Here is a 25,077-nt window from a genome sequence, read left to right on the forward strand (position 1 = left end):
CGGGGGCATGGCGAAGCGGGGGAAGATAGCGGTCATCGTGGTCGCAGCGCTGGTTTCGGCCTGCACCAGCCATCGGCGCCAAATCGCCGTCGTCGCCGAGCCGCCGCCGGTCGCGACGCCCTCGACCGTCGCCGTGCCCCCTGCAGACGCCGCGATGATCTGGCATTTGCGGATCGCGCTCAACGTCGCCGCGCTCATCTGCCGCGGCCATGGGTCGAACGAGCTGGTATCGGGCTATAACGCAATGCTGACCAGCCGCCGGGTGCAGCTGGATGCAGCACAAGCGGTGCTGGCGGCGCGCTATGGCGGGGCGACCAGCAGCGCGTACGATAGCGCGATGACTCGGCTCTACAATTTCTACGCGCTGCCAACCGCGACCGCCGCGTTCTGCCCGGTGGCGATGCGCGTGCAGCATGACGTGCCCGATGTGGCGGACGCGCACCTCGCCGAATTCGCGGTCCAGGCGCTGGCCGATCTCAATGCGCCCTTCACGCCCGAGGGGCTGGCAGCGACGGCACCCGTCCGCCAACACGTGACGCGCTGAATCGGCGATTGCGCCGGTGGCGGCGCTGGCCGCAATCTGTTAGCGCGGATACATGCCGATGTCCGCCGCTGCCTCTGCCCGAGAAATCCTGGTCCGGCTGCACGAGCTGATGGCATCGCGCACGTCGCCGCAGGCCAAGCTCAACCGTGTCGTCCAGATCATCGGCGAGGCGCTCGATAGCGAAGTCTGCTCGATCTATCTGTTGCGCGACGGCCTGCTGGAGCTGTTCGCGACGCGCGGGCTGGCCGAAGACGCGGTCCATGTGACCAAGCTCGCGCCTGGCGAGGGGCTAGTCGGGACGATTGCCGAGGATGTCGAGATGCTCAATCTCGACGAAGCAGCCGCGCACCCCAATTTCGCGTACAAGCCCGAAACTGGCGAGGATAAATTCCACAGCTTTGCTGGCGTGCCGATCATCCGGCGCGAGCGTGCGGTGGGTGTGCTTTGCGTCCAGCATGCCGATCCGCGCCGCTATGACGATGTCGAGATCGAGGCGCTGCAGACGGTGGCAATGGTGCTTTCCGAACTCATCGCCAATGCCGACCTGATCGACGATGCCGGTGGCACCCAGATTCGACCGCAATCGACCGCGGCCGCGCACCTGACCGGGCTCAAGCTGGTCGAGGGCATGGCGCAGGGCGTCGCGGTTTATCACCAGCCGCGCATCACCATCGAGCACACCGTCGCCGAGGACACCGAGGCCGAGCGCCACCGCGTCTATGCCGCGTTCGACAAGATGCGCGAGCAGATTGAGCGGATGGCGGCGCAAGCCGAATTCGGCGTCGGCGGCGAGCATGACGAAGTGCTCGAAACCTATAAGATGTTCGCCTATGACGAAGGTTGGTCGCGGCGCATTAACGAAGCGATCGATAGCGGCTTGACCGCCGAAGCCGCGATCGAGCGCGTCCAGCAGCGCACGCGGATGCGGATGCGGCAGATCGACGATCCCCTGCTTGCCGACCGCATGCACGACCTGGAGGACCTCTCCAACCGGCTGCTGCGCATCGTCTCCGGGCAGATGGGCACGGCCGCGCAAATGGGGCTGCGGCAGGATTCGATCCTGATCGCGCGCAATCTGGGGCCGGCCGAGCTGCTCGAATATGATCGCCGCCGGCTGAAGGGCGTTGTGCTGGAGGAAGGCTCGCTGACCGCGCACGTCACCATCGTCGCGCGCGCGATGGGGGTGCCGGTGCTCGGCCGGGTCAAGGATGTGCGCCGCCAGATCGCCGAGGGCGACTTGCTGCTGCTCGACGTGACCGACGGCACCGCCATGGTCCGCCCGACATCGGTGATGGAGGAAGCGTTCGAGGCGAAGCTGATGCTCCGCCAGAAGCGCCGCGCGTCCTTCGCCGCGCTGCGCGACTTGCCGCCGGAAACCAAGGACGGCCACCGGCTGACGCTGATGGTCAATGCCGGCCTGCGCGACGATGTGGCAGCGCTCGACTTGACCGGCGCGGACGGCATCGGCCTGTTCCGCACCGAGTTCCAGTTCCTGGTCTCGGCCACCCTGCCGCAGCGCGAGCGGCAGCAGCGCCTCTACAAGGACGTGCTGGAGGCAGCGGGCGAGCGGCCGGTCATTTTCCGCACCGTCGATATCGGCGGCGACAAGGCACTCCCCTATCTGAAGGACGATGTCGCCGACGAGGAGAACCCGGCGATGGGCTGGCGCGCACTGCGCCTCGCGCTGGAGCGCAACGGCTTGATGAAAGCGCAGGCGCGCGCGCTGCTCGAGGCCGCCGCCGGGCGGACGCTCAACGTGATGTTCCCGATGGTCTCCGAGCCATGGGAATTCGACGAGGCGCGCACGCTGTTCGAGGCGCAGCGCGCCTGGCTGGCAGCGCGCAACCGCAAGCTGCCGACGCATATCCGCTATGGTGCGATGCTCGAAGTGCCGGCGCTCGCCGAAACGCTCGATTTGTTGCTGCCGAGACTCGACTTCCTGTCGATCGGCACCAACGACCTGACGCAGTTCCTGTTCGCCGCCGATCGCGCCAATCCCAAGCTCGCCGAGCGCTATGATTGGCTGAGCCCGTCGATCCTGCGCTTCCTGGCCCGCGTCGTTGCGCCGACCCGGGCGGCGGGCGTCGATCTTGGCGTCTGTGGCGAAATGGGCGGCCGGCCCTTGGAAGCCATGGCGCTGATCGGCCTCGGCATCGATCGGCTGTCGATCACGCCGGCGGCGGTCGGGCCGATCAAGGCGATGATCCGCTCGCTCGATCGTGATAAGCTGCGCGCCGATATGGGCACGCTGCTCGCCAAGCCGCCGCGCGACCTGCGCGGGGCACTGGCAGGCTGGGCACAAGAAAATCATGTCGAACTGGCCTGACAGAAGGACTAAATGGTCGCGCACGCGTTGACAGCGACAAGCGCTGCTTGCCACATCGGCGCGAGCCCGACCCAGCGGAGACGATGATGACCGATCCCGACAGCGCCGAAGAAGCGACGCTGTTCCCCAAGACCGCCGGCGACAAGCTGCGCGAGGCGCGGCTCGCCCAGACGTTGTCGCTTGACGATGTCGCCGGCCGCACGCGCGTGCCGATGCGCCACCTGGAAGCGATCGAGCAATCCAATTTCGCCGGCTTGCCCTCACCCACTTATGCGATCGGCTTCGCCAAGGCCTATGCGCGGACCGTCGGGCTCGACGAAGTCGCGATCGGGCGCGAAGTGCGCCAGGAAGTCAGCAACAGCCCGCGCGCGCCCGAATATGAGCCCTATGACATCAGCGATCCGTCGCGGATGCCTCCGCGCGGGCTGGCGATCATCCTGGCCGTTGTGGCCGGGCTGATCGTCGTCGCGGTCGCAATTGCCTATAGCACCGGCTGGTTCCATGTCGGCAGCAGCAGCGAGCCGGCGGCTGAAAGCCCGGCGCCTGCGCCCGCCCCGGCGCCTGCACCTTCCCCCGTCGTCGCGCCTACGCCGGCCAATACCGGCCAGGTGGCACTGACCGCGACCGATGTTGTCTGGCTCCGCGTCTATGACGCGACCGGCAAGACGCTGTTCCAGGGCGAGATGAAGCCGGGCGACCATTTCGACGTGCCGGCCGATGCCAACAAGCCGATGATCAATGTCGGTCGGCCGGACAAGCTCTCGGTCACCGTCAACGGCTCGAACGTGCCACCGCTTGGCACGGGCAAGGTCGCGATCAAGGATGTCGATATATCGGCCGCTGCCCTGCTGGCGCGCGCGACGCCTGCCGCCACGCTGACGCCGACAGCGACGGCGCCGATCGAGGCCAAGCCCGCCAGAAATAGCGATCGCAAGCGCAGCAACGACGTGCCGCCGGCTTTCCGCGACACGCCAACACCCGATCCGACTGCCGAGCCCGCGCCTGCCAATGGCGCGGCGGCGAGCGGAGGGACTGGACCTGGCGGCGATTTGCTGCTGCACTAGCGGTTGAATGATCATTAGTCGGCCGGCGCGGGGGTGACCGGTCGGGGTGGGGACTCGAAATGCGCAAGAAGATCATGTTGTTGACCGCCACCGGCCTCGCGGTGTTGGCGGGTGTGCCGGCGACGCCCGTCGTCGCGCGCGACGAACCGACGCTCGACGCCCGCGTCGACAAGCTCGAACACGAGATGCGCGCGGTGCAGCGCAAGGTGTTTCCGGGCGGCGACGGCAAATATTTCCCGCCCGAAATCACGCCGCCGGACCAGCCGCAACAGGCCGCACCCGGCACGCCGGCGACGCAGCCGGTGGTGGACCTGGAAGGCCGCGTCAACGCGCTCGAATCCCAGGTCGCCAATCTGACTGGCCAGGTCGAGACCGCGACGCACCGCCTGCAGCAGCTCGACGATGCCTTTGCCGCTTATAAGCGGACGACCGACGCGCGGCTGAAGGCGCTGGAAGATGGCGTGGCGACGCCGGGGGCGGTCAGTGCGACGCCGCCGCCCGTCGCCACGACACCCGGCGAGCCGAGCCGCCCAGCACCGCGCCCCACGCCGACGCCGACACCCGCGCCGGCCAAGACCGATGCGGCGCGGGCCGCCGCCATCGCTGCGATCCAGAAGCCTGTCACGACCGATCCCGCCGACGACATCTACGTCTACGGCTTCCGGCTGTGGAACGCGAAATTCTACCCTGAGGCAGAGGCGCAGTTCAAAACGCTGGTCAGCAAATATCCGCAGCACCGCCGCGCCAGCTGGGCGCAGAATCTGCTCGGCCGATCCTATCTCGACGAGGGGCGCTACAAGGACGCGGCACAGGCATTTTACGACAATTATAAGCAATATCCGCAAGGCGAGCGGACGCCCGACAGCGTCTATTATCTCGCGACCGCGCTTAGGAAGCTCAACCGCCCGACGGCGGACGTCTGCAAGGCGTACAGCGTGCTGACCGATGCCTATGGCACCAAGATCACCGCCGCGATGACGGCCGACGTCGCCAAACAGCGCGCCGATTTGAAGTGCCCGTGAGCTAGCCCGCGTGGCGACCGCGCCCGACCCCGGGCTTGTCGCCCGCTTCGCCGCTGATCTTGCCGCCGCGCTGGGGCGGGACGTCGCGCCTGATGAGCAGGTGGCGCTTGCCGTGTCGGGCGGGCCCGACAGCATGGCGATGCTTTTTTTGGCCCATGCAGCATTGCCGGGCCAGGTGATGGCGGCAACGGTCGATCATCAACTCCGCGCGGGCAGTGGCGATGAAGCAGCAATGGTCGCGCGCTATTGCGACGAACTCGACGTGCGGCATGCGACGCTGACGCCGGACGCTCCAATTGCCGGCGCCAGTCTGCAGGCCCGGGCGCGGGAAGCGCGCTATGCGGCACTCGAACATTGGGCCGCCAAAAGCAGCGCGAAAATCCTCCTGACCGCGCACCACGCCGATGATCAAGCCGAAACCTTCCTGATGCGCGCCGCGCGGGGATCGGGGTTGGCGGGACTTGCCGGGATCAGATCGCAACAGGCGATGGGTCGCATCCTCGTGGTCCGACCGCTGCTCGGCTGGCGGCGCAGCGAACTCCGCACGCTTGCTACCAGCCTCGCGCTGCCCTTTGTCGACGATCCGTCAAATGTCGATTCGCGCCACGACCGCGCGCGCTTCCGCGCCTTGCTCGCGACGACACCCGAACTCGATATCACCGGTCTCGCCGCGAGTGCCGCCTACGCCGCAGAAGCCGACGCGACGCTCGGCGAGATGACCGATCTGCTGATGGAGGAGCGTCGCCAGCCATCAGAGGACGGCACGTTGGCCGCCGATATCGGTACCCTTCCCCGCGAGTTGCAGCGCCGCCTCACCCGCGCCGCGATCAGTGCGGTTCGACTGATCTGCGGCATCACCCGGCCAGACTTTTCGCCCGCGACCAACATCGAACCCCTGCTCGATGCGCTCGCCGCCGGAACAGCCGCTACACAGGCCGGTATTCTCGTTACCCCCAAAGGCACAATCTGGCGCTTTGCCGAAGCACCGCCGCGTCGATCAGCGTGATCGGGAATATCTGTCGCTTGTTCCATTGCCATTAATCCTCAGGCGCCTATCTTGGGTTGTTGGAAAGGTACGCGCGACGATGAACGACAATGACAAGCAGCAGGGCCCTGACAATGGCGGCAACAACCCCTGGATGAAGCACCTGATGGTGTGGGTTGGCGTGCTCGTCGCGCTCGCGCTGTTCGTCACGCTGATCCAGGGCACGGCGCAAACCGGTGCGCAGAGCAGCATGATCCCCTATTCCGCTTTCCTCGGCAAAGTGAAGGAAGGCACGGTCAAGGAAGTCAGCATTGCCGGTGATACGATCACCGGCAAGACGACGAGCGGTGACACCTTCCGCACCTACAAGCTGCTCGACCCGCAGCTGACTGACCGGCTGCTCGAAAAAGGCGTGATCATCAACGCCAAGCCCGAGGATGGCCCGTCGATCTGGCAGGTCATCTTGGTGCAATCGCTGCCGTTCCTACTGTTCCTGGGCATCGCCTTCTTCGTGCTGCGCCAGATGCAGAAGAATTCGGGATCGGGCGCGATGGGCTTCGGCAAATCGCGCGCGCGCATGCTGACTCAGAAGGAAGGCCGCGTGACCTTCGATGACGTCGCCGGCATCGATGAAGCGCGCGAAGAGCTGCAGGAAATCGTCGAATTCCTGAAAGACCCGACCAAATTTGCCCGTCTTGGCGGCAAGATCCCCAAGGGCGCGCTGCTCGTCGGCTCGCCCGGCACCGGCAAGACGCTGCTTGCTCGCGCGATCGCAGGTGAGGCCGGCGTGCCGTTCTTCACCATTTCGGGCTCGGATTTCGTCGAGATGTTCGTCGGCGTTGGCGCCAGCCGCGTACGCGACATGTTCGAGCAGGCTAAGAAATCGGCGCCCTGCATCGTGTTCATCGACGAAATCGACGCGGTCGGCCGCCATCGCGGCGCGGGCCTGGGCAATGGCAATGACGAGCGCGAGCAGACGCTCAACCAGCTGCTCGTCGAGATGGACGGCTTCGAGGCGAATGAAGGCATCATCATCATCGCCGCGACCAACCGGCCCGATGTGCTCGACCCCGCGCTGCTCCGCCCCGGCCGCTTTGACCGCCAGGTGACGGTGCCGCGCCCCGATATCGAGGGCCGCGTCAAGATTCTTGGCGTCCACATGAAGAAGGTGCCGCTGGCACCCGACGTCGACCCGCGCGTCATCGCGCGCGGCACGCCGGGCTTTTCGGGCGCTGATCTCGCCAATCTCGTCAACGAAGCGGCGCTGCTGGCGGCGCGGCGCGGCAAGCGACTGGTTGCGGCCGCCGAATTCGACGACGCGCGCGACAAGGTGATGATGGGCGCCGAGCGCCGCTCGATGGTCATGACCGACGACGAGAAGCGGATGACGGCCTATCACGAAGCCGGTCACGCGCTCGTCTTTGCGCACGAGCCGACCGCCGATCCCATTCACAAGGCGACGATCATCCCACGCGGCTTTGCGCTGGGCATGGTTCAGCCGCTGCCCGAACGCGACACCTACAGCTACCACCGCGACAAGATGCACGCCGATATCGCGGTGGCGTTCGGCGGCCGCGTCGCCGAGGAAATGGTGTTCGGCTATGACAAGGTGAGCTCGGGCGCGTCGAACGACATCATGCAGGCAACCCGCCTCGCTCGCGCGATGGTGACCAAATGGGGCCTGTCCGACAAGCTCGGGCCGCTCGATTTCAGCGAAAGCGATGACAGCTTCACCGGCTATGGCATGGCGCGCGCCAAGCCGATGTCGGACGAAACCGCGCGGCTGATCGACAGCGAAGTCAAGCGCTTCGTCGAGCAGGGCTTGGAACGCGCGCGCCACATTCTGAGCGAGCATGAAGACCAGTTGCACCTCATTGCCGGCGCGCTGCTGGAATTCGAGACGCTGACCGGTGACGAGATCAAGCGGCTGATCGCGGGCGACAAGATCGATCGCGATAATGGCGGCGCCACGCCGGCGGCGGTGCCGGTGGCGGGCAGCTCGATCCCCAAGACGCGGCGGCCACCAAACCCGTTCGGCACCCCGAGCCCCGCCGGCGCCTGAGTCGGCGGGCTTCAAGCCGCGAGGCTGAGCACCAGCAGGAAGAAGAGAACCGCGACCACCAGTGTCGAGGCTAGCAGCGCGATCGTCCGCCACGCCGCGCTCCAGCGGCCGATGCGGTAAGCGCCGCGCAGTTGCAGATACATGTGGATGGGTGGTCCGACCATCAGCGTCAGCACGATCGGCCCCTCGGGAAAGCCGATCGACCGTAACAGGCTGAGCCCGACCACGCCGAGCGTCATCGCCGAAAGCGAATAGATCGCGAAAATCGCGTGGTCATAAGGCCCGACATCGCGCCGGAACGCGAACAGCAGCCAGATGAACGGCACCGATATCGGCACGAGCATCCAGCTGAATTTGTACGCGCTGGACTGCAGGCGATACAAAAACAGTTCGGGACTCGCCAACGCTGCCTTGACGCGCGCATCGAGTGCAGCGCTGCCGGTGTGGACCTGAATATTCTTCCCGGTCTTGACGACGGTCGGGACCTTCCCCGCGTTCACTTCCTTGACCGCCTGGAGGCCATCGATCAGCTGCTGCGCGTCCTCGATGCGCTTGTCGAGCGCGGCGGTATCACCCTTCCGGGCAAGGATTTGCGCCCGCTGCGCCTGCAACCCCGGCAGCGCCGCGCGGGCCTTTGCCAGCTCGGCATCGAGCTCGGCAGGCGTCAATTCCTTGCCGTTTTGCGTCGCATGCGCGAGTTGGCTGAACGGGCCACCGACGGTTTCGAACGTCGCGACCATCAGGAACACCGAGAAGAGGAATAGCGCCAGCGGCGACACGAAGCGCGCGCGCTCGCCGGCGATATAGCGGCGCGTCAGCTCGCCGGGGCGGGTGAACAGCATCGGCAATGTCCGCCAGATCTTGCCATCGAAGTGGAAGACGCCGTGGAGCACATCGTGGCCGATGGACGCGATCGTCTTGTGGAGGTGGCCCGGCTGGCCGCAGGCATGGCAATATTCCCCGGCCAATGCCGTGCCGCAATTGAGGCAAAGCGCCCCGGGCTCGGCGCCGTGCGCACGCTCACCAGCCTGCGGCTCGATCGCGCGACCGATGATGCCGCCCGTGGCAAGATCGCCCGCTGCCGCCAAATCCCCCGTCATCGCGCTCCCCCAATTCGTCCTGCGAGGCATGATTGTTCCCGCCCCGGCGTTTGGCAAGGCCGGGGCGCCATGCTAGCCGGTTTGATGTGAGCGAAACCACCAATCCTGGTCTGGACATGGCCCGCATGACCGCCGCCGCGCGCGATGCGGCGACGGCGCTTGGTCGGCTGTCTTCGGACGCCAAAGCAATTGCGCTGCGAGCAGCTGCCGACGCGATCCGCGACGATGCGGCATCGATCCTCGCGGCCAATGCCGATGATATGCGCGCCGCGAGCGCCGCCGGCTTGTCGGCAGCGTTGCTCGACCGGCTGGAGCTGACGCCGGCGCGGCTAGAAACGATGGCGGCCGGGGTAGCGGCGGTTGCCCAGCTGCCCGACCCGGTCGGCCAGGTCATCGACGAGACGCGCCCGCCCAATGGTCTGGTCCTGCGCCGCGTGCGCGTGCCGATCGGGGTGATCGGGATCATTTTTGAAAGCCGCCCCAACGTCACGGCCGACGCTGCGGCGCTGTGCCTGGGCGCCGGCAATGCCTGCATCCTGCGGGGCGGATCCGAAGCGATCCGCAGCAACCGCGCCATCCACGCCGCGATGGTGCGGGGGCTAACGGGCGCTGGCGTTCCAGCGGACGCCTTGCAGCTTGTCGGCTCGACCGACCGCGCGCTGGTCGGGGCGATGCTCGCAGCGGCGGGCGGCATCGACCTGATCGTGCCGCGTGGCGGCAGGAGCCTGGTTGCGCGCGTCCACGCCGAGGCGCGCGTTCCGGTGCTCGCGCATCTCGACGGCATCAACCACATCTATGTCGATGCGAGTGCCGATCCGGCGATGGCGAAGGCCATCGTGATCGACGCCAAACTGCGTCGCACCGCCGTCTGCGGCGCGATGGAGACGTTGCTGATCGACCGCGCCTGGCCGCATGCAGCTGAACTAATCGATGCGTTGCGCGATGCGGGGTGCGAGGTGCGTGGCGATAATGCCGCGCGCGCGTTGGTGCCCGCAATCACGCCCACGACGCCGGACGACTGGGACACCGAATATGTCGACGCGATCGCCTCGGTCGCGATCGTGGATGGGATCGCCGGCGCACTGGCCCATATCGCCCGCCACGGCTCACACCACACCGATGCGATCATTGCCGCCGATCAGGCCGTTGCCAACCGCTTCCTGGCTGAAGTCGACAGTGCGATCGTGCTGTGGAACGCCTCCACCCAATTCGCCGATGGCGGCGAATTTGGCCTAGGCGCCGAAATCGGCATCGCCACCGGCCGCCTCCACGCGCGCGGCCCGGTCGCGCTCGAAGGGCTGACGACGTATAAATGGGTCGGGTATGGGACCGGTCAGGTTCGCGGTTGATACATGTGATTCAGATGTATACAAACGGGCAATGGACAAGACCGCAGTAGTAACCACGCGCATCGACAGCGCTTTGGTCGCACGGCTCGACAGCCTGGGACGTGATCTCGATCGCAGTCGCGCGTGGCTGGTCGCTTTGGCCATTGAGCGGCTTGTCGCGGAGGAATCGGCACTGATCGACGCAATCCGCGCCGGCGAGGCGGACTTCGCTGCTGGCCGCACTCTTTCACAGACTGAGGTGGAGCAGCGATTCGGCATCGACCGGAGCAAGCGCCAGGCTGCATGAGCCAAGTCGACTGGGCGCAATCCGCCGTCGACGATATCGACGCCATTCGCCGCTATCTCGCGCAGATCGATGCGCAATTGGCTGACGACCTGATCGCGCGGATCGTCTTGTCCACCGACATACTGCTCGACCACCCGGCGGCTGGCGCGGCGATCGGCTATAAGCGGTGGCGACGGTGGCGAGTCCGCCGGACACCCTATCTGCTAATCTACGAGCCGGTCGCCGGTGGATTGCGTATCGTCCGCATCCGCCACGAGCGCGAAGACTGGCTGGTCGAACCGTGAACCGCATCGGTATCCTGGGCGGATCGTTCAACCCGGCGCATCGCGGCCATCGCGCGATCAGCCTGTGGGCGTTGCGGGCACTCGACCTGGACGAAGTGTGGTGGCTCGTCTCGCCCGGCAATCCGCTGAAAGAGGCGGCGCGCGACATGGCGCCGTTCAACGCGCGCTTTGCCTCCGCCGTTAAAATGGCGCGCCACGCCCCGATCCGGGTCAGCGCGCTGGAGCAGAAACTCGGCACGCGCTACACGGTCGACACCATCGAGGCGATCACGCGGCTGTTCCCGAAGAAACAGTTCGTCTGGCTGATGGGGGCCGATAATCTCGCCCAGTTCCACCAATGGCGCGGCTGGCGGCGGATTGCGGCAGAGGTTCCGATTGCGGTCGTCGCGCGGCCGGGTTATGATGCGCTTGCTCACGCGGCTCCCGCGATGGGCTGGCTGCGGCGGTTCGTCCACCCCGCGCGCCAGGCAAAGAATTGGACGGAGTGGAGACTGCCGGCGCTCGTGCTGTTGCGCTTTCGCCCCGACCAACATTCGGCGACCGCCCTGCGCAAGGTTGATCCTGCCTGGCAGCGCCGTTTCCCGCAGTCTTCCGATGCCGACAAGCGCCGCTGGCGCACCCCCTAGCAAACCAGGAGCACCCTTGGCCGCAACTCCCCATGTCCAGCGCGTCCCCGACCCCCAAGGCGTCGAGGCGCTGCATCAGCTCGTCCTGTCGTCGCTCGACGACGATCAGGCGGTGGAAACCGTATCGATCCCGCTCGCCGGCAAAAGCTCGATCGCCGATCATATGGTGATCGCGAGCGGCCGCTCGACGCGCCAGGTCGCCTCGATGGCGCAGAAATTGTCCGAGAAGATCAAGTCGACCGTCGGCCGGGCGCCAAGGATTGAGGGGCTGCCGACCGCCGACTGGGTGCTGATCGACGCCGGCGACGTGATCGTCCACTTGTTCCGGCCGGAAGTGCGCAGCTTCTACAATCTCGAACGCATGTGGGCGTTCGGCGACACGCCGGCGGAAGCCGCGCGCGCCTGACCTGATCGCGCCCTGTGCTGCTGCATATCGTGGCGCGCGGGCGCATCGGGCGCGGGCCGGAAGCCGAGCTGGTCGATCGCTATGTGAAGCGGATCGGCTGGCCCGTGCGCGTGACGGAACTGCCCGATGCCGGCGGGCGGATGCCGGCGGTGGAGGGCGCGACGCGTACGGTTGTGCTCGATGAGACGGGCGAAACCCTCTCGTCGCGACAGTTTGCCGATCGATTGGAGCGCTGGCGCGACGACGGCGTGCGAGAAGCGCGCTTCCTGTTGGGTGCGGCTGACGGCTTTGGCGAGGCCGAGCGTGCCGGAGCCGATCTGGTGCTCTCCTTCGGCCGGCTCACCTGGCCGCACCTGATGGCGCGCGCGATGCTGGCCGAACAATTGTGGCGCGCCACGAGCATCCTTGCCAACCACCCCTATCATCGCGAAGGGTGAGCGGCATGATGGCATGGCGGCGGATCGGCGGCGCGGGGGGCGCTCTGGCGGCGATGCTGGCGCTGCTTGCCTGGCATGGTGCAGCCGCCGCCCCTGCCCTCTCCAGCGACCAGCAACGCCTGCTCGCCGCGCGCGCGCAATCGGTGGCTGCCCAGCAACGCGCCAAAGCACTCGAGAGCCAAGCCGCCGCCGAGCAGGACGAAGCTCGAAAGGCGCGCGCCGAGGAAGCCGCGGTCGCCGCGCGCATCCAGACGGCGGAAGCCGATACCGCTGCCGCGCAGGCGCGCATCGCCATCGTCAACCGGCTGATCGCCCAGCAGCGCGCGGACCTTGCAACCAGGCAAGGCCCGGTGGTGCGGCTGATGGCGGCGCTGCAGGCACTGGCGCGGCGACCGGTGCTGCTCAGCGTCGCGCAGCCGGGCTCGGTCAACGACATGGTGCATGTCCGCGCGGTGCTCGGCACCGTAATGCCGGTCGTCCAGGCCCGCACCGCCGATGTGCGCGCCGAACTCGCCCGCACGCGAGCGTTGCAGCATGATGCGGCGCTCGCCGTCGCCAGCTTTTCGGAAAGCCGGGGGCGGCTCGAAACCGAGCGGCTCGCGCTTGTGCGACTGGAGGCTGAGCATCGGCTGAAATCGCGCAGCCTGGGCCGCGATGCGCTCTTTGAATCGGACCGCGCCATTGCGCTCGGCGAACAGGCGCGCGATCTGGTCGATCTGATGAGCCAGGCAAGCAACGCCGCGACGATCCGCGCCGAGCTGGAGGCGCTGCCCGGCCCCCTCCCGCGCCCGCTCAAGCCGGGCGAGGCGCCCTCGCCTGTTGACACGATCGGCTGGTCGCATACCGCGCCGCCCTATCGCCTCCCCGTTGCCGGCAAGCTGGTGACCGGGCTGGGCGAGCTTTCCGATGCCGGCGTTCGCTCGCGCGGGTTGACGATCGAAACCGAAACCGGCGCACAAGTGGTCGCCCCCGCCGCCGGGCGCGTCGTCTTCGCCAAGCCGTTTCGCGATTATGGCACCGTCGTCATCATCGATCATGGCGGCGCCTGGACCTCTCTGATCGCGCGGCTCGCCGATACCAATGTCACGGTCGGCGAGACGGTCCAGCAGGGGAGCCCGATCGGCCATGCCGCCACCGGCGACCATCCACGCGTGACGATGGAACTGCGCCGCCGCGACCGCGCGGTCGATATGACACGGCTGATCGGCTGACAGGCTTTGCCGAGCGCCAAGAATGCCGCTATCGTGCGTCCATTGTTGTAGTTTGATTGGACCCGTACCCCATGGCCCGTGCCTTGTTGCAGGCTTCCGCGATTGCGCTGTCGCTTGCCGCCATTCCGCTGGCGACCAGCGCGATGGCCGAAGTCGATACCGGCAGCTATCGCGATCTCGACCAGTTCATCGACGTGTTCAACCTGGTGAAGGCCAATTATGTCGACCCCGTCGACAACAAGACGCTGATCCATGGCGCGATCGACGGCATGCTCGCCGCGCTCGATCCGCACAGCTCGTATGAGGACGGTGCCGATTACGACAATCTGCGCATCCAGACCGAGGGCAATTATGGCGGCGTCGGCTTGTCGGTGACGCCGCAGGACGGGGTGCTGAAGGTCATCGCCCCGCAGGAAGACACGCCGGGCTGGCGCGCGGGCATCAAGTCGGGCGATTACATAACCCAGATCGACGGCAAGGAGCTGTTCAGCGTGCCGTTCGAGGATGCGGTCGGCGCGCTGCGCGGTACGCCGGGCTCGAAAGTCGGCGTCACCATCGTGCGGCCGGGCCGCGACAAGCCGATCACGCTGACACTCACCCGCGAAAAGATCGTCATCGCACCGGTCAAATGGTTGACCGAGGGGGAAATCGGCATCGTCGATATCAACACTTTCTCGGATCAGACGGGGGATTACGTCCGCAAGGCAGTCGCCGGCATCAAGGCCAAGCTCGGGCATGACCCGATGGGCTATGTCGTCGACCTGCGCGACAATGGCGGCGGCTTGCTTGCCGAGGCGATTTCGGTCTCCGACACCTTCCTCGACCATGGCGAGATCGTCTCGCAGCGTGGCCGCGGCAAGACCGACATTCAGCGCTATTTCGCGACGCCGGGCGATGCGACCGGCGGCAAGCCGATCGTCGTACTGACCAATGCCGGCACCGCGTCGGCCTCCGAAATCGTTGCCGGCGCCTTGCAGGACCATCACCGCGCGCTCATCATCGGCACGCGCAGCTTCGGCAAGGGATCGGTCCAGTCGCTGCTGCCGCTGGGGCCGCACACCGAAGTGCGGCTGACCACCGCGCGTTACTACACGCCATCGGGCCGATCGGTGCAGGAAGGCGGCATCGACCCCGATGTCGCGGTGCCGCAGCTTTCCGACCCCGATTACAAGTCGCGCCCCGTTTTCCGCGAGAATGATCTGCGCAAGCACCTGATCAACCAGGCCAAGGTCGATGATTCAGTGCTCGAGGAAGACACGACGCCCGACAAGCGCCTCAACGACAGCGCCGATACGCTGAAGAAGCGCGGCATCGACGATTACCAGCTCTATTATGCGCTGAAGACGATCGCGCGATTGGGCGGCCCGACGCAGGTGGCGCTGATCGACAAGCTCGGGGTGCACAAGCCGGTACCGCAATTGCCGCCGGAAAAGCCCGATGCGGGCGATGCGGCGCCGAAGAGCAATTGAGGACAAGGCGCCGCATGCTTCCGGTTCCGTCATCCCCGCGCAGGCGGGAATCCATTCTGGTGAATGCTCGAGTAATGAACCTAATCCAGCCGCAATGGATCCCCGCCTTCGCGGGGACGACGGTGATGGGTCGTCGGCGGAGCCGCGATCAATGACCGATCGGGATTTTCGCACCGCGCGGCTGATTGCGCTCGCGCTGCCCGCCGCGCTGATGGCCGGCGCGCTCGGCTCGCAATTCATCGGCCATCTCGTGCCGTGCGAAATGTGCCACTGGCAGCGCTGGCCGCATTACACCGGGATCGTGCTGGCGGTGCTGGCGTTCGTGGTGCCGGGGCGTGGTGCGCAACGCGTGCTGGTTGCGCTCGCCGCGCTCGCCATCCTGACCAGCGGCGCGATCGGCGTGTTCCATGCCGGTGTCGAATATCATTGGTGGCGCGGCATCACGCCCTGCGCGACGACGCTGACCGACACGGGCGGCTCGGCGGCGGATGTGCTCGCCAAGATCATGGCGGCGCCGGTGGTGCGCTGCGACGCGCCGCAATGGACGCTGTTCGGCATCTCGCTCGCCGGCTTCAATGCCCTCTTTTCGATCGCCGGCGCCGCAACCATCTTGGCGCTGATGGCACGAAAGGCACGGGCATGAGCGGCTGGAAACCCGGCGATCGGCGCGAGGGCCGCGACGCGATGATCCGCGTCGACCAAGCCGGCGAATATGGCGCGACGCGCATCTATGCCGGCCAGCTTGCGGTGATGGGTGATCGCGGCCCGGCGGCGCGCGCGATCGCGGCGATGGCCAATCAGGAAACCCGGCACCGCGCGTTTTTCGACCGGCTGATGGCCGAGCGCGCCGTTCGCCCGACGCTTCTCCAGCCCTTCTGGAATGTCGCGGGTTTTGCGCTCGGCGCGGTAACCGCAGCGATGGGTCCGAAAGCCGCGATGGCCTGCACCGCGGCGGTCGAAACCGAGATCGACCGGCATTATTCGGCACAACTTGATGCGCTCGGCAACAGCGATCCGGAACTTTCCGCTGCCATCGCCGATTTTCAGGCCGATGAGCTCGAACACCGCGATACCGCGCTCGCCAGCGGCGCGGAGGATGCGGTGGCCTATCCCGTGTTGAGCGGGCTCATCCGGCTTGGTTGCCGCATCGCGATTGCCACCGCGACGCGGATATGACATTTTTTGGCACGGGGCACGGACACGCGAGGCAGGGCGCTGCAGGAGAGTAAGTCAATGTCGAAATCGCTCCTTCGCTTGAGTGTCGCCTTATACGCAGGGTTGGCCATGCCGGCGCTCGCGCAGCAGACGCCGACGCCGCCACCCCCGACCATCACGAACCCGCCGACGATCGCCAACCCGCCGACCATTGTGAGCACCAAGGCGCCGGGCGCGCCCACCATCGCCACCATGCCGGCGACTGCCGACACCGGCCATCACGAGGCGCCGGTCAACGGCATTCTCTACATCTATGGCAATGAGCGCTGCCCGACCGATACGAACGGCAATGAAATCGTCGTGTGCGTGCGCCGCAGCGCTGACGAGCGCTTCCGCTTGCCCAAGGATCTGCGCCAGGGCACGATCAAGCCCGAATATCAGGCATGGGCGCAGCGCCAGCAGGGCACGCTCGCGGCGGGCGCCGGCGGCATCGGCTCATGCTCGACGGTGGGCGTCGGTGGCGCGACGGGCTGTCAGCTGGAGCAGCTCCGCGCCGCGAAGGCTGACCGTCAGGCGCAGAAGGCCGAGGAAAAAGCCGCGCAGGACTACGCACACCCCAATTAACGGGCGCTCGGGGGAAGAGGATGGCAACAGCAGCCGGTCATGCGAAGCGGGCCAAGCCGCTCGACGCGGATGTGTTCGAGCGCGTGCTGGCGATCGCGGCGATCATCCTGCTGGCCTTTGTTTTTGCCGCGCTGGCGCGCGGGTTCGCTTATTGGGACAGGATACCGGCTACCGTCTGGGGCCATCTCGCGACGATCATCGTTGCCCTCGCCTTGACCCCGGTGATGCTGCTGCGCAAGCGCGGCGACTGGCTCCACCGCCGGCTCGGCACAATCTGGGTGATCGCGATGATCGCGACCGCGCTCGACAGCCTGCTCGTGCGCAACGCCAACCATGGCGCCTTCAGCATCATCCATCTGCTGTCACTCTGGGTGTTGGTCCAGGTGCCGATCATCTGGTGGTCGGCACGGCACCATAATGTGCGCCAGCATCGCCGGTCGGTGCGCGGCATGGTGACGGGCGCGCTACTGATCGCCGGCTTTTTCACTTTTCCGTTCAATCGCATGCTCGGCCAGTTCCTCTTCGGTTGACGTCGCCGCTCGAGAACATATAACGAACGCATGGCCCAGTTTGATGTGCGTCAAAAGTTGGAAATCCTGGCCGATGCGGCGAAATATGATGCGTCCTGCGCATCATCCGGCGCACCGAGGCGCACCTCGCGCGACGGCAAAGGGATCGGCTCGACAGGGCCCGGCATGGGGATTTGCCATGCCTATGCGCCCGATGGTCGCTGCATCAGCCTGCTCAAGATATTGCTGACCAACAGCTGCATTTTCGACTGCCATTATTGCATTAACCGGAAGAGCTCGAACGTGCGGCGCGCGCGCTTTACCGCGCAGGAAGTCGTCGAACTGACGCTCGCTTTCTACAAACGCAATTACGTCGAGGGGTTGTTCCTCTCCTCGGGCATCATCAAGTCGTCCGATTATACGATGGAGCAGATTGTCGAGGTCGCGCGGTCGTTGCGCCAGAACCATGGCTTTCGCGGTTATGTCCACCTCAAGACGATCCCCGATGCCGATCCTGATCTGGTGCGCCAGGCGGGGCTGTATGCCGATCGCGTGTCGATCAATGTCGAGCTGCCGACCATCGCCGGCCTGGCGCGGCTGGCGCCCGACAAATCGGCGCCGCGCATCGAAGGCGCGATGGCGGGGATGAAGAACGCGATCATCGACACGGCGGACGCGAAGAAGCGCTACAAATCAGCGCCGCGCTTCGCCCCGGCCGGACAGTCGACGCAGATGATCGTCGGCGCCGATGCCGCGACCGATGGCGACATCATCGCGCGCGCATCTGGGCTTTACGGCCAGTTCGGGCTCCGGCGCGTCTATTATTCGGCCTTCAGCCCGATCCCCGATGCCTCGAGCGTGCTGCCCCTCCAGCGCCCGCCCTTGATGCGCGAGCACCGGCTCTATCAGTCGGACTGGCTGATGCGCTTTTACGACTATCGGCCCGACGAGGTGGTCGCCGCCGCCGACCCCGCGACGGGGATGCTGCCGCTCGACATCGACCCCAAGCTCGCTTGGGCGCTCAAATTCCGCGAGCGCTTCCCTGCCGACATCAACCGCGCCCCGCGCGAGCTGCTGCTGCGCGTGCCCGGACTGGGGACCAAGGCGGTCGCCGCCGTCCTGGCGGCACGGCGCTGGCGGCGGCTGCGCCTCGACGACGTCGCGCGGCTGACCCAGTCGATTGCCAAGGTGCGCCCGTTTATCGTCACCGACGACTGGCGCCCGACCGGGATGATCGACCGGCTCGACCTGAAATCGGTCGCAGCGCCCAAGGCCAAGCAGCTGGAGTTGTTTGGATAAGCCCGACTGTTCCAAACGACGGATCGGTGCGTTACCTGATCGCATGACCCGGACAGCCCATCTCGCCACACCCGATGACTTTGACGGCTGGCGCGATGCAGCCCGCGCGTTGGCGATCCAGAGCGTGCCGCCCGATCAAGTGATCTGGCAAGTCGGCGACACCCCCGGCGATCTGTTCGCCGGCGAAGCAGTCGCGCACGATGTGCCGCCGCCCGCCGCGACCCTCCGCGTGCCGCGCGCGTTCATCGACCTCGCGCGCAACGCGATCCTCCACACCGAGCCCGAGCGCTTCGCTTTGCTTTACACGCTGCTCATGCGACTTCAGGACCAACCGCGGCTGACCGACGACCATGCCGATCCGCTCGTTCGTCGGCTTGAATTGCTCGCCAAGGAAGTGCGCCGCGACATCCACAAGATGCGCGCGTTCCTCCGCTTCCGCGAGCTGCCTTCGCCACAAGGCCCGCGCTTCGTTGCCTGGTTCGAGCCCGCGCATCACATCGTCCGCGCGAATGCCGCGTTTTTCCTCAACCGCTTCGCCTCGCTGCGCTGGTCGATCCTGACGCCCGAATTGTCGCTGCATTGGGACGGGGAGGCACTGCAGGAGGGCCCGCCCGCGACCCGCGCCGACGCGCCCGAAGGCGACCCGGTCGAGGACGTCTGGAAGGCCTATTACGCCAGCATCTTCAACCCGGCGCGGGTGAAGGTGGGCGCGATGCTGAAGGAAATGCCGCGCAAATATTGGCACAACATGCCCGAAACCGCGTTGGTGCCTGGCCTGATCGCGACCGCGCAGGCGCGGGAGAGCGGCATGATCGAGGCAGCACGGATGGCGACGGGCGGCAATGCCGAGGGCGCCTGGGCAGCGCTGCGCGACGAGGCGGCGGCCTGCACCCGCTGCCCGCTCTACAAGCCCGCGACGCAGACGGTGTTCGGCGAAGGGCCGATCGACGCCGCGCTGATGCTGGTCGGCGAACAGCCGGGCGATCAGGAGGATCTGGCGGGGCGGCCGTTCGTTGGGCCGGCGGGGCAAGTGCTCGACCGCGCGCTGGGCGACGCGGGGATCGACCGGGCGCGGCTCTACATCACCAACGCGGTCAAGCACTTCAAATTCGTGCCGCGCGGGCCACGGCGCATCCACGACAAGCCCGATGTCCCCGAAATCGACGCCTGCCGCTGGTGGGTCGAGCAGGAGCGGATGATCCTGCGCCCCCGCCTGACCGTGGCATTGGGCGCCACCGCGGCACGATCGCTGTTCGGCCGAACGATCACCATCAGTCGGGAACGCGGACGGCTGATCGACCTCCCCGACAATAGCGGCGCCGGCTGGATCACCGTCCACCCGAGTTTCCTGCTCCGCATCGACGACAAGGCGCGCGCCGACGAGGAATATGCCCGCTTCGTCAGCGACCTGAAAGGCGCAGCGACCGCCATCGCCTGAAATCGCTTTCCCTCGCACGGATTTTCCCGCATGCGCCGCCGCCATGGTTGAAAAGATTTTAGGGCATCTTGCCGCGTTCGTCATCGCGGTGATTCAGGCAGGCGGGTACCCGGGCATCACGCTGCTGATGGTGCTGGTGTCGACCGGCATTCCGATCCCATCCGAAATCATCATGCCGTTTGCCGGTTATCTGGTGTCGAAGGGCACACTCACGCTGCCGGGGGTGGTGATTGCGGCGGTGATCGGCGAGAATATCGGCGCCCGCATCGGCTATGAGCTGGGCGCGCGCGGCGGGCGGCCGCTGTTGGTGCGCTATGGCCGCTTCGTGCTGCTCGACGCGCATCACCGCGACTTGGCAGAGAAATTCTTCGCGCGCTGGGGCAGCACGGCGGCGCTGGTCGGGCGGCTGCTGCCGGTGGTCCGCGCCTTCGTCTCGATCCCGGCCGGGCTGGGGCGGATGAACCTTGTCAAGTTCCACCTCTACACCTCGATCGGCTCGCTCATCTGGTGCGGCGGCCTCGCTTATCTCGGCGTGGTGCTGGGCGACAAATGGGACAGCGACCCGCGCCTGAAGGCGGCGTTCCACTCGGCCGATCTGGTGATCGGCGCGGTGCTGGTGCTCGCCGTCGCCGGTGTGGTGTGGCTAAAGCTCAGGGGTGGCCGGGCTCGGCACTGAGCCGCGCCGCTGCCGCCAGCGTCCTCGCTTCACGATCGCCGGCCTGACCTTTCGCCAAGCTCGCGTACCGCGCCAGCGTTTCCGGGTCGGCGCGTTCTGGCGAACCGCTATCGAATGGCGGCTGGGGGTCGTATTCGAGGCTAAGCTGGACGAAGCGGGCATGCGCCTCGCCACGGATGGCAGCCGTCAGCGCAAGGGCAAAATCGATCCCTGCGGTTACCCCACCGCCAGTGACGCGATTGCGATCGAAAACCGTCCGCGCCTTGACGGGTATGGCACCAAAGGCCGCCAACAGATGATGCGTGGCCCAATGGCAAGTCGCCCGATAGCCATCAAGCAAGCCCGCCGCGCCCAGCACGAGGGAACCGGTGCACACGCTGGTAATCCATTCCGCTTCGGCAGCTGCCTGGCGGACCCACGCCATGGTTTCCGCGTCGTCCATGGCGTCGTTGGTGCCGAAACCACCGGGCACGCACAGGATGTCAGCACGGCGGGCCGTCGCGAAAGTGGCCGTCGGCAGCAACGAAAAGCCGGCGTCGGTCGGCACCGGATCCATGGTCTTGGCGACGAGATCGATTGTCGCGTTTCCCAAACGAGAGAGCACTTGTGCCGGGCCAGTAAGGTCCAGTTGAGTTACCCTGGGAAACAGCAGGAAAGCAACGTGGATCGGGGGTAGCTCGCTCATCGCGCTGCTCCGTTTAGTGCCTGAAGCAGTGCGATTCGCTCCTCGCGCCCAGGCTGGGTAATCCCAATTGCCGGCTCCAGCATCGACAGATTGAAGCGCCTCATTCGGCTGCCAGCAGCTCCTCCGCCCCGCCCAAATCAACCGAGACGAGCCGACTGACCCCCTGCTCGACCATCGTCACGCCGAACAATCGGTGCATGCGGCTCATCGTCACGGCATTGTGAGTGACGATCAGATAGCGCGTCTGCGTCTCGCGCGTCATCGCGTCGAGCAGGTCGCAGAAACGTTCGATATTGGCATCGTCGAGCGGCGCATCGACCTCATCGAGCACGCAGATCGGCGCCGGGTTGGTGAGGAACAGGCCGAAAATCAGCGCGACCGCGGTCAGCGCCTGCTCGCCGCCCGACAGCAGGGTGAGCGATTGCAGCTTCTTGCCTGGCGGCTGCGCCATGATCTCCAGCCCCGCCTCGAGCGGGTCGTCCGAGTCGACCAGCGCGAGGTGCGCCTGGCCGCCGTTGAACAGCGTCGTGAACAACCGGCGGAAATGCGCATCGACTGCCTCGAACGCGGCGAGCAGACGCTGGCGGCCTTCGCGATTGAGGTTACCGATCGAGCCGCGCAGGCGATTGACCGCGAGACCCAATTCCTCGCGCTCGGCGGCATTGGCGGTGAACTCGGCTTCGAGCGCCGCCAGCTCGGACTCGGCGACGAGATTGACCGGGCCGATCCGCTCGCGTTCCAGCCTCAACCGGTCGTGGCGGGCCGATTCCTCGGCGGGCGCGGCGACGCTCGCGGGATCGAAGCCGATCCGCTCGGGCAGCACCGGCGCGGGGCATTCGAAGCGCTCGCCCGAGACGCGGCCCATCTCGATGCGGCGGGCTTCCTGTGCTTCGGCCCGTGCCACGGCGCCGGCGCGCGCCTCCCGCGCCTCGGCGAGCGTTTCGGTCGCATCGCGGGCGGCGGTATCGATCGTGCGCAGCGCAGTCTCCGCCTCGCGCTCGGCGTTGGCGGCCGCCTCAGCCTCGGTGCGCGCGGCGGCATGTGCGGCCTCGACCTCCGCTATCCGCGCGTCGAGTCCCGCCGGCCGGGCTGCGACAACCGCGCTTTCCTCGCGCAAGGCCTCCTCGCGCTTGGCCATTTCACCGATGCGGCGCGCAGCTTCCCCGGCGCGCGCGCGCCAGTTGCGCGCATCGGCCTGACCCGACGCCAGCCGCGCCTGGTCGCTCGCCAAATCGCGTTCGAGCGACGCGCAATCGGCGCGGGCTTGCGCGGCGGCGGCGCGACGGACTTCGGCTTCGCGCTGCAGCAGGCCCACCCGCTCGCGCATCGCGCTGCCGTCGGGGAGGGCGGCATGGGCCGCATCGGCGCGCGCGGCATCGCGGCTCGCCTCGTCGAGATCGGCGGCAGCGCGGCGGCTGCGTTGCGCGACATCGCCGCGTTGTGCTTCTAGGCGCTCGATGGTGGCGGCCGCGCGATCCTCGGCGCGCAAGGCCTCTCGCGCCTCGGTCTCGGCAGAGTCGATCACCCGGCGCGCATCGGTAGCGGCGGTGCGCGCGGTCGCGATGATCTGCGCGATGCGATCAAGCTCAGCGTCGGCGCTCTGCACTGCCTGCAGCGCGGCAGGCCGTGCCGCATCGAGCGCGCGCAGGCGATTGACTCGCGCCAGCCGCTCCGCCGCCGCCGCGCCTGCCGATTTGGCGACGAAACCGTCCCAGCGCCGCAGCACGCCGCCGAGCGTTACCAGCCGCTGCCCGACCGCGAGCGGCTGGCCATCGTCGGTTTCCGTCACGAACACCTGCGCCAGCCGCCGCGCCAGCGCGGAGGGCGCCTCGACATGCGCGGCAAGCGCAGCAAGGCCCTCGGGCGGCGCGGGATCGCCTGCGAGCGAATCGGCGCCTTGCCAGTAAAGCTCCGCCGCATTGTCGAGACCGGCCTCGAGATCGTCACCCAGAGCGGCGGCCAGCGCGCGCTCATAGCCAGGCGCGACGGTCAGCCGGTCGAGCAACCGATCCTTGCCCTCGCGCCGGGTCGCTTTGGCGAGCGCAACGCTCTCACTGTCGATTGCGGCGAGCTCGGCATGCGCCACCGCGCGCGCCTGCTGGGCGTGATCGCGGCTCGCTTGCGCGGCGCGCTCCTCGGCATCGGCGACGGCCAGCGCCGCGCGCGCGCGCTCCAGCTGGCCGGCGGCGCGCTCGCGGCGTTGGGCGGCAGCAGCGCGCTCAGCGGCCAGCGGCGCGATATCGGCGAGCGCGGCAGCCTCGGCAGCGATCCTCGCCTGATCGCGCTGGCACCGATCGAAACGCGCGCGCGCCGCTGCCTGCGCCGCTTCCGCCACCCGCGCTTCCGCTGCCTCGCTCGCTTGCGCCGCGAGCGCCTGGGCCAGCGCGACTTCGGCATCACGAGCATGCCGCTCCGCCTCAGCAAGCGTCGTTTCGAGTTCGGGGCGGCGGCGCGCGGCATCGGCGATGCGTGCCTCGATCAGCCGCGCTTCTTCCGCCAACGCGGCGAGCGCGCCGGCAGCATCATTCGCCAACGCGCCTTCGCGCTCACGATCACCATCAAGCCGGGCCAGCGCGTCGGCGAGTTCGGTAGCGCGACGATCGACACCGGCGCGCTCGGTGCGCAGCGTATCCAGCTGATGCGCGAGCGTCGCGACACGATCACGCGCCGCCTGCCCCTGCGCCCGCACGCTCGCCAACGCTTCCATCGCCGCCTGATGATGCGCCGCCGTGGCGCGCTGCGCCTCGGCGGCGGCGGCGACTCGGGTTTCCGCCTCGGCCGCCTCGGAACGCGCCGCATCCGCCGCAGCCGCCGCCTCGCGCCACCGCGTGAACACCATCCGTGCCTCGGCTACGCGAATCTGATCAGAAAGCTGGCGGTAGCGCTCGGCCTGGCGCGCCTGGCGCTTCAGCGCAGCCGCACGGTTCTGCTGATCGGCGATCACTTCGTCGAGCCGCGCCAGATTGGCCTCCGTCGCGCGGAGTTTCTGCTCAGCATCCTTGCGGCGGACATGAAGCCCGGCGATGCCCGCGGCTTCCTCGAGCATCTGGCGCCGCTCGGCGGGCTTGGCAGCGATTACCGCGCCGATCCGCCCCTGGCTGACCAATGCGGGCGAATGCGCGCCGGTCGCGGCATCGGCGAAGATCAGCGCGACATCCTTGGCACGGACGTCGCGGCCATTGACGCGATAGGCCGATCCCGCGCCGCGCTCGATGCGGCGGACGACCTCGGTCTCCTCGTCGTCCCCCGCCCCCTCGATCAGCATCGAGACTTCGGCGAAGTCGCGCTGCGGCCGGTGCGCGGTGCCGGCAAAGATCACATCGTCCATGCCGGCGCCGCGCATCGATTTGGCGCTGTTCTCGCCCATCGTCCACCTGAGCGCTTCGAGCAGATTGGACTTGCCGCAGCCATTGGGGCCGACAATACCGGTCAGCCCCGGCTCGATCCGCAGGTCTGTTGCGTCGACGAAGCTCTTGAACCCCGATAGCCGCAGCCGCTTGATCTGCACGCGCCGGCGCCC

At 67.3% G+C, this 25,077-nt stretch carries 24 protein-coding genes; 21 read left to right on the forward strand and 3 right to left on the reverse strand.

Annotation, left to right across the window (positions count from 1 at the left end; genetic code table 11):
* The first annotated feature begins 7 nt into the window (after positions 1–7).
* From ACLB0R_RS12615 to ftsH, 6 genes are all read left to right on the forward strand, one after another.
* Positions 8–544 (forward strand): hypothetical protein, encoded by a 537-nt coding sequence (locus tag ACLB0R_RS12615; RefSeq protein ID WP_416643349.1) that lies wholly within the window; start codon positions 8–10, stop codon positions 542–544.
* A 52-nt stretch (positions 545–596) separates the two neighbouring features.
* Positions 597–2,870 (forward strand): phosphoenolpyruvate--protein phosphotransferase, encoded by a 2,274-nt coding sequence (gene ptsP, locus ACLB0R_RS12620; protein WP_416643348.1) that lies wholly within the window; start codon positions 597–599, stop codon positions 2,868–2,870.
* An 83-nt stretch (positions 2,871–2,953) separates the two neighbouring features.
* Positions 2,954–3,934: a helix-turn-helix domain-containing protein gene (locus tag ACLB0R_RS12625; RefSeq protein WP_434953852.1), complete on the forward strand. Its 981-nt coding sequence runs from the start codon at positions 2,954–2,956 to the stop codon at positions 3,932–3,934.
* 59 nt (positions 3,935–3,993) lie between these two features.
* Positions 3,994–4,956 (forward strand): tetratricopeptide repeat protein, encoded by a 963-nt coding sequence (locus tag ACLB0R_RS12630; RefSeq protein WP_416643346.1) that lies wholly within the window; start codon positions 3,994–3,996, stop codon positions 4,954–4,956.
* A gap of 10 nt (positions 4,957–4,966) precedes the next feature.
* Positions 4,967–5,962, forward strand: coding sequence for a tRNA lysidine(34) synthetase TilS (tilS, locus tag ACLB0R_RS12635; RefSeq protein WP_416643345.1), 996 nt, complete (start codon positions 4,967–4,969; stop codon positions 5,960–5,962).
* A 79-nt stretch (positions 5,963–6,041) separates the two neighbouring features.
* Positions 6,042–8,003, forward strand: a complete 1,962-nt coding sequence (gene ftsH, locus ACLB0R_RS12640; RefSeq protein WP_416643344.1) for an ATP-dependent zinc metalloprotease FtsH — start codon at positions 6,042–6,044, stop codon at positions 8,001–8,003.
* An 11-nt stretch (positions 8,004–8,014) separates the two neighbouring features.
* On the opposite strand, the gene ACLB0R_RS12645 is transcribed toward ftsH, so the two are convergent.
* Positions 8,015–9,103: a DUF3667 domain-containing protein gene (locus tag ACLB0R_RS12645; RefSeq protein ID WP_416643343.1), complete on the reverse strand. Its 1,089-nt coding sequence runs from the start codon at positions 9,101–9,103 to the stop codon at positions 8,015–8,017.
* Positions 9,104–9,219: 116 nt separating this feature from the next.
* On the opposite strand from ACLB0R_RS12645, the gene ACLB0R_RS12650 reads away from it, so the two are divergent.
* The 15 genes from ACLB0R_RS12650 (at position 9,220) to ACLB0R_RS12720 (ending at position 20,872) form a co-directional block, all read left to right on the forward strand.
* On the forward strand, positions 9,220–10,452 hold the full coding sequence (locus ACLB0R_RS12650) for a glutamate-5-semialdehyde dehydrogenase (RefSeq protein WP_416643946.1): 1,233 nt from the start codon (positions 9,220–9,222) through the stop codon (positions 10,450–10,452).
* 31 nt (positions 10,453–10,483) lie between these two features.
* Complete coding sequence (locus tag ACLB0R_RS12655) at positions 10,484–10,738, forward strand: CopG family ribbon-helix-helix protein (protein WP_416643342.1); 255 nt, start codon at positions 10,484–10,486, stop codon at positions 10,736–10,738.
* Positions 10,735–11,022, forward strand: a complete 288-nt coding sequence (locus tag ACLB0R_RS12660) for a type II toxin-antitoxin system RelE/ParE family toxin (protein WP_416643341.1) — start codon at positions 10,735–10,737, stop codon at positions 11,020–11,022. Before ACLB0R_RS12655 ends, ACLB0R_RS12660 begins: the two co-directional genes overlap by 4 nt.
* Complete coding sequence (locus tag ACLB0R_RS12665) at positions 11,019–11,648, forward strand: nicotinate-nucleotide adenylyltransferase (RefSeq protein WP_416643340.1); 630 nt, start codon at positions 11,019–11,021, stop codon at positions 11,646–11,648. Before ACLB0R_RS12660 ends, ACLB0R_RS12665 begins: the two co-directional genes overlap by 4 nt.
* Positions 11,617–12,054, forward strand: a complete 438-nt coding sequence (rsfS, locus tag ACLB0R_RS12670; RefSeq protein ID WP_416643339.1) for a ribosome silencing factor — start codon at positions 11,617–11,619, stop codon at positions 12,052–12,054. Before ACLB0R_RS12665 ends, rsfS begins: the two co-directional genes overlap by 32 nt.
* Before the next feature lie 14 nt (positions 12,055–12,068).
* A complete protein-coding gene (locus tag ACLB0R_RS12675) occupies positions 12,069–12,491 on the forward strand; it encodes a 23S rRNA (pseudouridine(1915)-N(3))-methyltransferase RlmH (protein WP_416643338.1) in 423 nt (140 codons plus the stop codon).
* 5 nt (positions 12,492–12,496) lie between these two features.
* On the forward strand, positions 12,497–13,702 hold the full coding sequence (locus ACLB0R_RS12680; RefSeq protein ID WP_416643337.1) for a murein hydrolase activator EnvC family protein: 1,206 nt from the start codon (positions 12,497–12,499) through the stop codon (positions 13,700–13,702).
* A 71-nt stretch (positions 13,703–13,773) separates the two neighbouring features.
* Complete coding sequence (locus ACLB0R_RS12685) at positions 13,774–15,171, forward strand: S41 family peptidase (RefSeq protein WP_416643336.1); 1,398 nt, start codon at positions 13,774–13,776, stop codon at positions 15,169–15,171.
* Positions 15,172–15,322: 151 nt separating this feature from the next.
* Positions 15,323–15,814, forward strand: coding sequence for a disulfide bond formation protein B (locus ACLB0R_RS12690; protein ID WP_416643335.1), 492 nt, complete (start codon positions 15,323–15,325; stop codon positions 15,812–15,814).
* Positions 15,811–16,347, forward strand: coding sequence for a demethoxyubiquinone hydroxylase family protein (locus tag ACLB0R_RS12695; protein WP_416643334.1), 537 nt, complete (start codon positions 15,811–15,813; stop codon positions 16,345–16,347). Before ACLB0R_RS12690 ends, ACLB0R_RS12695 begins: the two co-directional genes overlap by 4 nt.
* Before the next feature lie 108 nt (positions 16,348–16,455).
* Positions 16,456–16,950, forward strand: coding sequence for a hypothetical protein (locus tag ACLB0R_RS12700; RefSeq protein WP_416643333.1), 495 nt, complete (start codon positions 16,456–16,458; stop codon positions 16,948–16,950).
* A 20-nt stretch (positions 16,951–16,970) separates the two neighbouring features.
* Positions 16,971–17,480, forward strand: coding sequence for a DUF2306 domain-containing protein (locus tag ACLB0R_RS12705; RefSeq protein WP_416643332.1), 510 nt, complete (start codon positions 16,971–16,973; stop codon positions 17,478–17,480).
* Between the two features lie 30 nt (positions 17,481–17,510).
* Positions 17,511–18,758, forward strand: a complete 1,248-nt coding sequence (locus ACLB0R_RS12710) for a putative DNA modification/repair radical SAM protein (protein ID WP_416643331.1) — start codon at positions 17,511–17,513, stop codon at positions 18,756–18,758.
* A 43-nt stretch (positions 18,759–18,801) separates the two neighbouring features.
* Positions 18,802–20,196, forward strand: a complete 1,395-nt coding sequence (locus ACLB0R_RS12715; RefSeq protein WP_416643330.1) for a UdgX family uracil-DNA binding protein — start codon at positions 18,802–18,804, stop codon at positions 20,194–20,196.
* A gap of 43 nt (positions 20,197–20,239) precedes the next feature.
* The gene (locus ACLB0R_RS12720) at positions 20,240–20,872 is read left to right on the forward strand and encodes a DedA family protein (RefSeq protein WP_416643329.1); all 633 of its coding nucleotides are present in this window, start codon (positions 20,240–20,242) and stop codon (positions 20,870–20,872) included.
* On the opposite strand, the gene ACLB0R_RS12725 is transcribed toward ACLB0R_RS12720, so the two are convergent.
* On the reverse strand, positions 20,847–21,557 hold the full coding sequence (locus ACLB0R_RS12725) for a DJ-1/PfpI family protein (protein WP_416643328.1): 711 nt from the start codon (positions 21,555–21,557) through the stop codon (positions 20,847–20,849). The genes ACLB0R_RS12720 and ACLB0R_RS12725 overlap by 26 nt on opposite strands.
* Positions 21,558–21,657: 100 nt before the next feature.
* The gene (gene smc, locus ACLB0R_RS12730; RefSeq protein WP_416643327.1) at positions 21,658–25,065 is read right to left on the reverse strand and encodes a chromosome segregation protein SMC; all 3,408 of its coding nucleotides are present in this window, start codon (positions 25,063–25,065) and stop codon (positions 21,658–21,660) included.
* Positions 25,066–25,077 lie beyond the last annotated feature (12 nt).

This window comes from Sphingomonas sp. GlSt437 (genome assembly GCF_048015635.2).
Taxonomy (GTDB): Bacteria; Pseudomonadota; Alphaproteobacteria; order Sphingomonadales; family Sphingomonadaceae; genus Sphingomonas.

Coding starts and splice junctions, on each gene's coding strand:
- ACLB0R_RS12710 (WP_416643331.1), top strand. CDS start 17,511: ATGGCCCAGTTTGATGTGCGTCAAAAGTTGGAAATCCTGGCCGATGCG.
- ptsP (WP_416643348.1), top strand. CDS start 597: ATGCCGATGTCCGCCGCTGCCTCTGCCCGAGAAATCCTGGTCCGGCTG.
- ACLB0R_RS12700 (WP_416643333.1), top strand. CDS start 16,456: ATGCCGGCGCTCGCGCAGCAGACGCCGACGCCGCCACCCCCGACCATC.
- ACLB0R_RS12630 (WP_416643346.1), top strand. CDS start 3,994: ATGCGCAAGAAGATCATGTTGTTGACCGCCACCGGCCTCGCGGTGTTG.
- rsfS (WP_416643339.1), top strand. CDS start 11,617: ATGCCGACAAGCGCCGCTGGCGCACCCCCTAGCAAACCAGGAGCACCC.
- ACLB0R_RS12715 (WP_416643330.1), top strand. CDS start 18,802: ATGACCCGGACAGCCCATCTCGCCACACCCGATGACTTTGACGGCTGG.
- ACLB0R_RS12690 (WP_416643335.1), top strand. CDS start 15,323: ATGACCGATCGGGATTTTCGCACCGCGCGGCTGATTGCGCTCGCGCTG.
- ACLB0R_RS12655 (WP_416643342.1), top strand. CDS start 10,484: ATGGACAAGACCGCAGTAGTAACCACGCGCATCGACAGCGCTTTGGTC.
- ACLB0R_RS12625 (WP_434953852.1), top strand. CDS start 2,954: ATGATGACCGATCCCGACAGCGCCGAAGAAGCGACGCTGTTCCCCAAG.
- ACLB0R_RS12720 (WP_416643329.1), top strand. CDS start 20,240: ATGGTTGAAAAGATTTTAGGGCATCTTGCCGCGTTCGTCATCGCGGTG.
- ACLB0R_RS12705 (WP_416643332.1), top strand. CDS start 16,971: ATGGCAACAGCAGCCGGTCATGCGAAGCGGGCCAAGCCGCTCGACGCG.
- ACLB0R_RS12650 (WP_416643946.1), top strand. CDS start 9,220: ATGGCCCGCATGACCGCCGCCGCGCGCGATGCGGCGACGGCGCTTGGT.
- ACLB0R_RS12645 (WP_416643343.1), bottom strand. CDS start 9,103: ATGACGGGGGATTTGGCGGCAGCGGGCGATCTTGCCACGGGCGGCATC.
- ACLB0R_RS12615 (WP_416643349.1), top strand. CDS start 8: ATGGCGAAGCGGGGGAAGATAGCGGTCATCGTGGTCGCAGCGCTGGTT.
- ACLB0R_RS12725 (WP_416643328.1), bottom strand. CDS start 21,557: ATGAGCGAGCTACCCCCGATCCACGTTGCTTTCCTGCTGTTTCCCAGG.
- ACLB0R_RS12695 (WP_416643334.1), top strand. CDS start 15,811: ATGAGCGGCTGGAAACCCGGCGATCGGCGCGAGGGCCGCGACGCGATG.
- ACLB0R_RS12680 (WP_416643337.1), top strand. CDS start 12,497: ATGATGGCATGGCGGCGGATCGGCGGCGCGGGGGGCGCTCTGGCGGCG.
- ACLB0R_RS12685 (WP_416643336.1), top strand. CDS start 13,774: ATGGCCCGTGCCTTGTTGCAGGCTTCCGCGATTGCGCTGTCGCTTGCC.
- ftsH (WP_416643344.1), top strand. CDS start 6,042: ATGAACGACAATGACAAGCAGCAGGGCCCTGACAATGGCGGCAACAAC.
- ACLB0R_RS12660 (WP_416643341.1), top strand. CDS start 10,735: ATGAGCCAAGTCGACTGGGCGCAATCCGCCGTCGACGATATCGACGCC.